Origin of the sequence: Pseudophaeobacter sp. (assembly GCF_039971195.1) — a bacterium.
Lineage (GTDB): Bacteria > Pseudomonadota > Alphaproteobacteria > Rhodobacterales > Rhodobacteraceae > Pseudophaeobacter.
Map to the genome: position 1 here is coordinate 1 of NZ_JBDWPJ010000119.1, position 9,925 is coordinate 9,925.

General features: G+C 55.3%; 8 protein-coding genes and 1 pseudogene. 3 read left to right on the forward strand and 6 right to left on the reverse strand.

What is annotated here, in order from left to right; all coding sequences use genetic code 11:
• Positions 1 to 586: 586 nt before the first annotated feature.
• Positions 587 to 1,722, reverse strand: a pseudogene (locus ABJP42_RS10395) (IS3 family transposase); the annotation flags it as partial.
• A gap of 56 nt (positions 1,723 to 1,778) precedes the next feature.
• Here ABJP42_RS10395 and ABJP42_RS10400 point away from each other — a divergent pair.
• Positions 1,779 to 2,905, forward strand: a protein-coding gene (locus tag ABJP42_RS10400) for an IS3 family transposase (protein ID WP_348340241.1) whose coding sequence is annotated in 2 segments (ribosomal slippage) — positions 1,779 to 2,043 and positions 2,043 to 2,905 — 1,128 coding nt in all. Because the reading frame shifts where the segments join, the coding sequence is not laid out codon by codon here.
• A gap of 277 nt (positions 2,906 to 3,182) precedes the next feature.
• Here the strand turns inward: ABJP42_RS10400 and ABJP42_RS10405 are convergent.
• The gene (locus ABJP42_RS10405) at positions 3,183 to 4,103 is read right to left on the reverse strand and encodes a LysR family transcriptional regulator (protein WP_348340242.1); all 921 of its coding nucleotides are present in this window, start codon (positions 4,101 to 4,103) and stop codon (positions 3,183 to 3,185) included.
• A gap of 116 nt (positions 4,104 to 4,219) precedes the next feature.
• Here ABJP42_RS10405 and speB point away from each other — a divergent pair, with 116 nt between their 5' ends.
• Together speB and ABJP42_RS10415 are read left to right on the forward strand one after the other, a co-directional pair.
• The gene (speB, locus tag ABJP42_RS10410) at positions 4,220 to 5,284 is read left to right on the forward strand and encodes an agmatinase (RefSeq protein WP_348340243.1); all 1,065 of its coding nucleotides are present in this window, start codon (positions 4,220 to 4,222) and stop codon (positions 5,282 to 5,284) included.
• 1 nt (position 5,285) lies between these two features.
• Entirely contained in the window at positions 5,286 to 5,633 is a 348-nt protein-coding gene (locus tag ABJP42_RS10415) for a RidA family protein (protein ID WP_348340244.1), read from the forward strand.
• A 91-nt stretch (positions 5,634 to 5,724) separates the two neighbouring features.
• Here ABJP42_RS10415 and ABJP42_RS10420 read toward each other — a convergent pair whose 3' ends face one another.
• From ABJP42_RS10420 to ABJP42_RS10435, 4 genes are read right to left on the reverse strand one after another with little or no spacing between them, the layout of a single operon-like run.
• On the reverse strand, positions 5,725 to 6,780 hold the full coding sequence (locus tag ABJP42_RS10420; RefSeq protein WP_348340245.1) for an ABC transporter ATP-binding protein: 1,056 nt from the start codon (positions 6,778 to 6,780) through the stop codon (positions 5,725 to 5,727).
• A 12-nt stretch (positions 6,781 to 6,792) separates the two neighbouring features.
• Positions 6,793 to 7,632: an ABC transporter permease gene (locus ABJP42_RS10425; RefSeq protein WP_348340246.1), complete on the reverse strand. Its 840-nt coding sequence runs from the start codon at positions 7,630 to 7,632 to the stop codon at positions 6,793 to 6,795.
• 1 nt (position 7,633) lies between these two features.
• The gene (locus tag ABJP42_RS10430; protein ID WP_348340247.1) at positions 7,634 to 8,485 is read right to left on the reverse strand and encodes an ABC transporter permease; all 852 of its coding nucleotides are present in this window, start codon (positions 8,483 to 8,485) and stop codon (positions 7,634 to 7,636) included.
• Between the two features lie 27 nt (positions 8,486 to 8,512).
• The gene (locus ABJP42_RS10435; RefSeq protein ID WP_348340248.1) at positions 8,513 to 9,595 is read right to left on the reverse strand and encodes an ABC transporter substrate-binding protein; all 1,083 of its coding nucleotides are present in this window, start codon (positions 9,593 to 9,595) and stop codon (positions 8,513 to 8,515) included.
• Positions 9,596 to 9,925: the final 330 nt, after the last annotated feature.

The window sequence follows — 9,925 nt, forward strand, 5'->3', positions numbered from 1 at the left end:
GCAGGTCGCGGAGATCCAAATCCGCATCGCCGTGCTAAACCGTTACACAGTTCTTGGCATACCCGTCACAGTGCCCCTAGGATAAATCCGTCCGGGGAAAGGGGAAGAACGCTCAGACCCCGATTGGTGCAACAAAGCCCTTCAACATGGGAAAGTACTTTGGTGATGAGCTTTCTATTTCTCCTATCCAATTGTTCAGTGCCCTCTGGAGAAACAAACCAGAACGAGTACCAGCTCTAAAGGTTTCTGACTTGGTAGAGGGAGTAAAGGTCGGGCATCTAGAGTAGCTCAAACAATTTCTTAAAAAAGATCCTGTTGCGAAACCAGACCCGTTTCAAGACTGGATGGGCAAAAATGCTTCTACTCTGGGCCGTTAATCGGAAACTTCAGGGCACGTTCACTGAACTTCCACAAGCGCTGCCTTTTGCTGGCGGCGCTCTCCCTGACGGCCAAGGGTTTGGGCGCGCGCTGGATCAAACTGGCTGGACAGTGACATGAGATTGAGCCGACGGTGTCTGTCGTCAGAGTTTTTGGAACCACAGGCTGCCTAAACTAAGAGAGCGTTTGGCTCATCTGTTTGGTTTGGTTATGCGGCGCGTTGTCTGTGATGCAAGCGTCGCGCTTCGAGTGTCTTTCGTTTGATCCTTTCGCGTTGTTTTAGAACGGCTTTATCGCGTCCAAAATAGACGTCAGCGGGTGTGATGTTGTTGATGCTCTCGTGGTAGCGTTGGTGATTGTAGTGGTCGACGAATGCAGCGATCTGAGCTTGGAGATCACATGGCAGGAAGTAGTTTTCCAGCAGGATGCGGTTCTTCAAAGTCTGATGCCAACGCTCGATCTTGCCCTGCGTTTGCGGATGATATGGCGCGCCGCGAGAGTGCTTCATACCTTTATCCTGCAACCATTCGGCCAAGTCTCCGGACACATAACTGGATCCGTTACCGCTGAGCAAACGCGGCTTGTGAACGACGTGAACCTGATCACAACCTGATGCCTGCAACGCCAATTCCAGCGTGTCGGTCACATCCTCGGCTCGCATATTTGTGCAGAGCTTCCAGGAGACGATGTAGCGGCTGTAATCGTCGAGAACCGTGCTGAGATAGAACCAGCCCCAGCCCAGTACTTTAATGTAGGTGAAGTCTGTTTGCCAAAGCTGGTTGATCCCAGTCGTCTTGCGCTGGAACTCATCGGCCGCCTTCAGGACAATGAACGCCGGGCTGGTGATCAAGTCATGCGCTTTAAGCGTGCGGTACACTGTGGATTCTGACACAAAGTAACGTTCCTGATCCGTGAACGTTACGGCCAGCTCACGGGGCGACAGCTCTGTCTCTTTCAAAGCGAAGTCGATAACCTTGGGCTTCACCTCGTCGGGCACGCGGTTCCAGACGTGTTTTGGCTTGGGAGATTGGTCCTGCAATCCGGCCTCTCCGCGCTGCAGATACCGATCATACCACCGATAGAATGTGGTACGGGGAATGCCCAGCTTGGCCAGTGTCCGACGGGCCGATAGATGGCTTTCTTCGACCAGTCGAATGATCTCCAGCTTTTCAGATGCAGCATACCTCATTCGCGGTCGTCCCCATCCCCGAGCATGCTTTTTTTGAGAAGGCGCAGTTCAAGCGTCTGCTCCGCAACCACCTCCTTGAGATCCTTGGCCTCACGGCGAAGCTCCTTGACCTCATCAGTGTTGGCAGCACGGGCCGTATCACCAGCGAGCTGAGCCTCCCCCCCCCAAAAAAAGTGGTCCGGGCCAATAGTTAGGAAACGGAGGATCAAAGATGGGAATCAAACGACACAAACCGGAAGAGATTGTTACAAAGTTACGGCAGGTTGAGGTGCTCTGCGGCCAAGGGATGCCGCGTGTTGATGCCATACGTCAGGTGCAGATCACAGAGCAGACCTTCTATCTCTGGCGTAAGCAGTATGGTGGGATGGGAGCCGACCAACTGAAGGAGCTAAAGCGGCTTCAGAAGGAGAATGACCGGCTGCGTCGAGCTGTGTCAGACCTGACGCTGGACAAGCTCATCCTGTCGGAAGCCGCACGGGGAAACTACTGAGCCCTTCACGCCGTCGTGCCTGCATTGACCTTGTGCGCAGCCAGTTCCACATCTCGGAACATCGTGCTTGCCGCGTCTTGAGGCAGCATCGCTCCACACAGAGGCGGGTGCCTGTCGGACGTGCTGACGAAGACCAGTTGGTGTATGACATGATCGAACTGACGCGCCAGTATGGTCGGTACGGCTACCGCCGGATCGCAGCTTTGCTTAGAGACGCAGGCTGGTTGGTGGACGATAAGCGTGTCGAACGACTGTGGCGACGTGAAGGGCTCAAAGTGCCGATGAAACACCCCCAAAAGGGGAGGCTCTGGCTAAACGATGGCTCGTGTGTCCGGCTGCGGCCGGAATATCTCAATCACGTATGGTCGCATGATTTTGTGCATCACAGGACGGATGACGGGAAAGCGTTCCGAACGCTCAACATTCTGGATGAACATAGCAGGGAGTGCCTCGCCATCCGAGTGAAGCGGAAGCTGAACTCAACAGAAGTGATCGACGCGTTGACGGATCTGTTCATCCTGCGCGGGGTTCCTGCCTACATCCGATCAGACAACGGCCCCGAGTTTATTGCACAGGCCGTCCGAGACTGGATTGCTGCCGTCGGTGCTAAAACCGCCTACATCGAGCCGGGGTCGCCCTGGGAGAACGGATACTGCGAAAGCTTCAATGCCCGCTTCCGGGATGAGCTGCTCAATGGAGAAGCCTTCTACAGCTTGCGGGAGGCTCAAATCCTGATCGAAAAATGGAGGAAACACTACAATACCAAACGACCACACAGTGCTCTGGGCTACCGCCCACCGGCTCCAGAAACCATCGTCCCGATGGCAACCAGGCCAATCACGCACTAACATTCAAACTGGACCACTTAGGTGGGGCTGATCACAGAGGATCATGGGTCCGCTTCGGGCTGGGAACAGACCTCTAGTGATCATCTGAGCGGCGACCGTTGATTGCTTAGCTTCAAAGGTTTGCAATGCGCAGATAGAAACCTTTGCAAAGTTGTGCCCCAGAGGGGAAGGAAACGTCACAAACGGCCCTTGATCAGGGGCCTGTTGCCGCACAGCAGCTTTCCAAAAGTGGTCATTCGCGACTACGGAAGGGCACCGAGCACCTTGATCCTGCTTTTTAACGTTCCCGACGGAGCAATTTCAAGAAATCCTGTAGAAAAAGAGAGTGCCTTCTGTCGGCTCTCCAAACGGCGCAAATGGGGGTGGAATACCTGAACACCTCAGGCAAAAGTTCTATGAACTCCCCCCGCATCAAGCTCTGGCAGTGGGTGGGGAAATAGCCAAGGTAAATCCCGGCCCGTACCAATGCCAGAACGGCTTCGGTTTGATAAACCGTACTGCCTACCGGGAACCTCTGTTTGCGTTGGCGCAGCCGTTCGCTCTCATAATAGGCCCGGTGAACCAGCTGGTGTTTGCAGATATCTTTCTCGGTCAAACTAACCTTTTCCTGAATGGCACTCATCAGGGGATGCTCGCCGCCGCAAAACAGGCCTACGTCCTCTTCATAAAGAGCTGCATAGTCCAAACTGGGGTGGCGTTGGTAATCCGGGACAATCCCGATGTGCAACTTGCCATCAATGATGCCCCGCTCAACTTCGTTCGGGGATCCGGTCATCAGATTGATTGACACATCCGGCGCGATCTCGCGGAACTTTTGCATTGCCGACAACAATGGATTTTTTTCATCCGTCATCGAAAAGTCGATCATTCCAACTTCTAGTTTTCCAACCATCTGGTTGCTGATGCTGGCAATTCTGGAGGTGAAATCCTCGGTAGATTCCAAGAACTGGTCCATAAATTTATAGGCCTGCTGCCCCTGTTGCGTCAGATAAAAACCACTTCGCCCCCGATGGCACAGACGCATACCAAGCCGTGTTTCCAGGTCGGAAATTTGGCGAGAAATTGTCGAGCGGCCAACCCCCAGCTCGGTCTGGGCTGCCGAAAGGCCACCACATTCAATAACCGCCTTGAACACGCGGATGAGCCGCAGATCAACATCATTCACTTTCCCCGAGAACGCCTTTTTCCGTCTTGCCATTTGCCGTGCTCCCTAGGTTTTGTTGGTTACATTTATATGCAACGAACATTACCAATGTTCAAATTTAATCACATCATCTTTGACCTATTCTGTGCCTGAAATCAGGGAGGTACACTATGGTCTGGTCCGATAAGAAGCTGGCGGAACTGCGACAAACATTTGACGGAGCAACCGGGGGGGATTTGCACAGTGCGAACTACCAGCGGATTGCAGAAAAGATTTTCTCAGAAGGCGGGCGGCGCCCTGCGCCCTATTCGGGCATGCCAACGCTGCTAGACGCCGCGCACCGCCAGGTCGGAGACGATCATCTGGGAATTGGCGATCTGGATGTGGCGCTTTTTGGCGTGCCGATGGATCTGGGTGTGACCAACCGGAACGGTTCGCGATTTGGCCCCCGGGCGCTGCGTGCAATCGAGCGGGTGGGACCCTATAATGACGCTTTGGACTGCGCTCCAGTACATGAGATGGCGGTGGCTGACATTGGCGACGTACCCTTTCGTAGCCGCTTTGACCTGGCCCAGAGTCATGCAGATATCGAGAGTTTTGCCGCCAAGATCGTGGGTGAAGGAGTCATTCCCATGGCCGTCGGCGGCGACCACTCCATCAGTCATCCAATTTTGAAGGCCGTTGGCGCCAACGGGCCTGTCGGCATGATCCATATTGATGCCCATTGCGATACCGGCGGCTCCTATGAAGGTGAGAAATTCCACCATGGCGGACCGTTTCGCAATGCGGTTCTGGACGGTGTTCTGGACCCGGAACGCACCATCCAAATCGGGATCAGAGGGGCTGCCAAATACATTTGGGAGTTCTCGGAGATGTCCGGCATGACCGTCATCGAGGCCGCCGATCTGTCCGAGGCCGCAATCCCCGAGATCATCCGTCAGGCGCGCGCAGTGATTGGGGACGGCCCAACCTATCTGTCTTTTGACATCGACAGTCTTGACCCTGCTTATGCGCCGGGAACTGGCACCCCCGAAGTTGGTGGGCTGACAACCCGAGAGGTCATGGCGCTCATCCGCGGCATGAAGGGTGCAAACCTGGTTGGCGGCGATGTAGTCGAAGTCGCCCCCGCCTATGACCCTACCACCAATACGGCCCAGAACGGCGCTCAGATGTATTTTGAGATCCTGAGCCTGATGCAGTTCTCCCCCTTCAGAACCTCAAACAAAGGACAGTAAAATGACAATCACACGCAGCGAGCTCAGCAACCGGATGAGCCAGACGGTGGTCCATGGCGACACCATCTATCTGGCCGGGCAAATCGGCGAAGGCAACGGAGTCACAGCGCAGACTCAGGATATGTTGTCAGAGGTCGATCGCCTGCTGGCATCGGTTGGCAGCAGTAAATCTCATATTCTCTCGGCGACCATCTGGGTGGCGGATATGCAGCAGGTCGATGAAATGAATGTGGTCTGGGATGGCTGGATTGATCCTGCAAACCCACCCGCGCGGGCCTGCGTTGAATCCCGGCTTGTGGCGCCGGAGTTCCTGGTCGAGATCATGATAATCGCGGCAATGCCGGCCTAACTGACCCACAATCAAAAATGGCCCAGGTCGCGTTGCGTTCTGGGCCTTTTTGCTTTGGAAGGTACTGGGAAGAGCGAGTGCCCTGCCCGCACTAGGATTGAAACAGCGAGACGCGCGATCCATCAAACCTCAAAGCCACCTGGCTGTTGATTGCCAGGTCCGGAACGCTTGAGTTGTCACACCGCACCCGCAGGTTTTGGCCCTCTGCCGTGACGACCAATTCACTGGCAGGACCAAGATCGCGCATAAAGGTGACAGTGCCAACTGTGAGCCCTTTGGCTTCGGCCAGGGGCATCATACGGATATGTTCCGCGCGTATCGCGGCATTGAGCTTGGTTCCGACCGCATGCACCGTATCCAGTGCAATCTCTTGGCTCATCAGCGTGATCTGACCAGGGCCGGAGACCACCGCCGGGGCAATATTTGCCGCCCCCAGGAAGTCGGCGACAAAGCTGTCGGCAGGGTTCTGGTAAACTGTAGAGGGGGCTGCGGCCTGGAAGACTTCGCCATCCTTTAGCACAACCAGCTCATCTGCCAGCATCATGGCCTCGTGCTGATCATGGGTCACCAGGATCGTGGTGACGCCAAATTTTTGCTGCAACTGACGCAGCTCGATTTGCATATTGTCGCGCAATTTGGCGTCCAGGGCCGACAAAGGCTCATCCAGCAGGAACAGCGGCGGTTGAATGGCCAGGGCCCGGGCAATTGCAACCCTTTGGCGCTGCCCGCCTGACAGGGCAGACACCGGGCGATCAGCAATCTCTGGGAGTTCAATGACGTTCAGCAACTCTTCGACGCGGCGGCCCTGCTCAGCTCTGCTGACTTTACGCAGCTTTAGCCCGTAGGCGATATTCTGGGCCACTGTCATATGGGGGAACAGAGCCAGAGACTGGAACACCATACCAAAGCCCCGTTTATGGGGCGGCATCTGGGTGATGTCCGCGCCGTCCAGCATCAATCGCCCGGAGCTGGCTGTTTCAAACCCTGCAATGATCCGCAGCAAGGTGGTTTTACCACAACCCGAAGGGCCAAGCAGGCAAACAAAGGAACCCCGCTTGATTTTCAGGTCAACGTTTTTGAGCGCCTGAACATCGCCAAAGGATTTTGAGATACCGTCGATATGCAGATGAGTATTGGTAGTGCTCACGGAGGAGGCCTTTCAAAAGAGGTTCGCGCGTCCAGCTATCAGCTTGTCCACAAGCACGATCAGCACAACATCCGCAAAGATGATAAAGACCGAGAGCGCTAGGGTGGACGGATCCAATGAGGAAACCGTGCGGCTATACATCCAAATCGGCAGGGTGCTGACATCGATGGTGTACATGAAGAAGGTGATGGTGAATTCGTTGAAGCTGATGATCAGGGCAAAGATCAGCCCAGCCAGGATCCCGGCGCGCATCAGGGGAATAACCACATCCCAGATGGCCCGCAGTGGCGAAGCACCAAGCGAGATGGCGGCCTCTTCGATCTCGACGCTGATCCCCTGCATCGCTCCGATACAGTTACGCAGCACAAAGGGGATCACCAGCGCCACATGGGGAATGACAATGCGCCAGATCCCGATCTCCAGCCGCAGGCTTTCAGCGATCAACAAAAAGGCGATCCCTAGGATAACCAACGGGAAGACCAGCGGCAGAGTGAACAGAAGCTCCATCCCCTCGCGAATGCGCCGCTCTCCGCGGGCCAAAGCATAGGCCAAGGGGATGCAAACGAATGTGGAAATCGCCATGACCAAGACCGCGACAAGCAGGCTGGTCACGGTTGAATCCACCACCGATTGGGCACTGGATGCGTCCTCTTGGGTGAACATCGCAATGACCTCCCAATACCAGCGCAAAGAGAATTCTGAGGGCGGGAAGCCAGTCGTGCTGGAGGCCGAGAAGGACATCAGCGTCACCACGATTACTGGCAAAGAAGATACCAGAATGCCAATAATGGCGAGAAACCAAATGGTAATCCGGTAGCTGCTGTTTTCAGAAGGAAGAAGCCCAACGCGCATTTCAGTCCCTCACTTTTTCTGAAGTGACCCGAACCAACCAGGCCGAAAACACCAGTACGATCAGGGTCAAGGTGATCAGGATCATGCCGGCCGCTGCGGCCCCCGACCAATTGAACAAGGGGGAGATCATGTCTCTGATCGCCACGCCCATCATCTGCACCCGGCGTCCGCCCAGCAGCAAAGGTATCGCAAATGCGCTGGCATTGAACGCAAAGACAATGGAGGCAGCCCCAACCAGACCAGGGCGGAGCAAGGGCACTGTGACGTCAAAGAAGGTGCGCCAATGGCTGGCACCGAGGGAACTGGCGGCCTCCAGATGTTCTTGGGACAGCCCCCGGACCGAACTGACAATGGGAAAGACCGCCAGCGGCAGTGAGGTCTGGATCAGACCAAGCAGCACCCCGGCCTCATTGAACAGTAAAAAGATCGGACGCTCGATAAGGCCAAGCCCGCGCAGGGTGGAATTCAGCACACCACTGGGACCTAGCAACAGGATCCAGCCATAGGCTTGAACCAGCAGGTTCAAGATCAGCGGCAGCAGGATTGTCACCGTCAGGCAGCGTCGTGCAAATGGGCTTTTGAGCGCGGTCAGCAAGAAGGCTAATGGCACTGCCAGCAGCATAGCAAAGACGGTTGCAATGAACGCAAGTTTGAGAGTAACCCAGACCGAGCGACCAAAGAAAGGCGTCATCAAGTCAATATAGGGCTGGATCGAATAGCCATCGATCGCGCCTTTATCAGCGGAAATCGAAAACCGGAAAATGTAAAAGCAGGCCCCCAGAAAGGGGAGTATTGCAATGATCGCAGGGAGCGAAAATGCCAATGCTCTGCGTCGGGAGAGGGAAATACTCACGGTCTTTGGAGCCTGCTTTGGGTTCGGTTAGGACAGAGTCTGGGTGTACCGGGTGATCCAGTCTTCGCGCACCTCAGCGATAAAGGACTTGTCGTGTACGATTGCCTTGTCGCCCATCTGCTCTGGCTTGATGATAAAGGGGCTCGCCTTGGCGGCCTCGGACATCACAGCCTTTTGGTTGACTGGCCCGTTCAACACAGCCTCTGCCATGATGCCCTGCACTTCGGCATCCAAGGTGTAGTCGATGAAGGCATGCACAGTCTCGTCATCGCCCGGCTTTGACTTTGGAGTGATGGTATACATCAGATCGGCAAAGAAACCCTCGTCAACGTCATAGGTGGCCCCCATGTTGGAATTGGCCGGATCGTTCAGCTCTGCCGCATAAAAGGCCGGGGCATAGACGCCACCGATGTCCAGCGCATCAGACCGGAACAGCTCTGACAATTGGGCCGGATTTTCGCCGAAGGTGAGGATATTGTTGCGCAGCTCTGCCAGCTTGGCCAGGGCCTCGGCTGAATTGGTACCGTCGCCGCCGATCAGTTTGCCGGTGGCAAAAATCGTATCAAGGGCATCAGTCCAGGTAGCAGGCGGCAGGAACAGGCGGTTCTTATGGGCTTCGTCCCACATCTGCGCGTAGGAGGTTGGCGGCTCTTTGAAGGTTTTGGTGTTGTAGATCAGACCTCCTGTCCACAACAAATAGCCAATGCCATGACCGTCTGCTCCGGTGCGGAAGCGTGGGTCCACATCCTGCAGATTGGGCAACATGTTCAGGTCCGGCTTTGCCAGCAGGCCATCCCCCGCCAACTCAACGGCGCCAACACCGGCCAACGTAATGACGTCATACTGGGCCCGATCACCAGCGGCGCGCAGCTTTGCGACCATTTCCGAGGTAGAGCCCGTCCGGTCAGCAATAACACGCGCGCCGGTCTTTTCTTCAAAGGGCTTTGCGATGTGTTCCAGAATCGCAAGCCCGGTATTGTCCGACCAGGTCAGAAGGCGAATTTCTTTACCAGCAAGCGGTTGCGCCCGCACGATTGATGGCATGGCAAGGGTTGCAGCCAGCCCAGCACCGCTGGCGAGCAGGCCTCTACGCGAAAACCTATTGTTCATTGTGTATTTCTCCATGTTGGCGGCCGCCTCTTTTGTCGGGCGGATCGTTATTCTGGCCATCATTGAAGATTGCGAAGAGACTTAAATATCGTTGAATCCAAGGTATGTTTCATATGAATGAAACGAACTAGACTTTGTTCACAAAATTGAAGCGTTTTATATGTTGTAGTGGGTACCTACTAGATGCCCACGGCTTTGTTGCACCAATCGGGGTCTGAGCGTTCTTCCCCTTTCCCCGGACGGATTTATCCTAGGGGCACTGTGACGGGTATGCCAAGAACTGTGTAACGGTTTAGCACGGCGATGCGGATTTGGATCTCCGCGACCTGC

Coding starts and splice junctions, on each gene's coding strand:
- ABJP42_RS10425 (WP_348340246.1), bottom strand. CDS start 7,632: ATGCGCGTTGGGCTTCTTCCTTCTGAAAACAGCAGCTACCGGATTACC.
- speB (WP_348340243.1), top strand. CDS start 4,220: ATGGTCTGGTCCGATAAGAAGCTGGCGGAACTGCGACAAACATTTGAC.
- ABJP42_RS10415 (WP_348340244.1), top strand. CDS start 5,286: ATGACAATCACACGCAGCGAGCTCAGCAACCGGATGAGCCAGACGGTG.
- ABJP42_RS10435 (WP_348340248.1), bottom strand. CDS start 9,595: ATGAACAATAGGTTTTCGCGTAGAGGCCTGCTCGCCAGCGGTGCTGGG.
- ABJP42_RS10405 (WP_348340242.1), bottom strand. CDS start 4,103: ATGGCAAGACGGAAAAAGGCGTTCTCGGGGAAAGTGAATGATGTTGAT.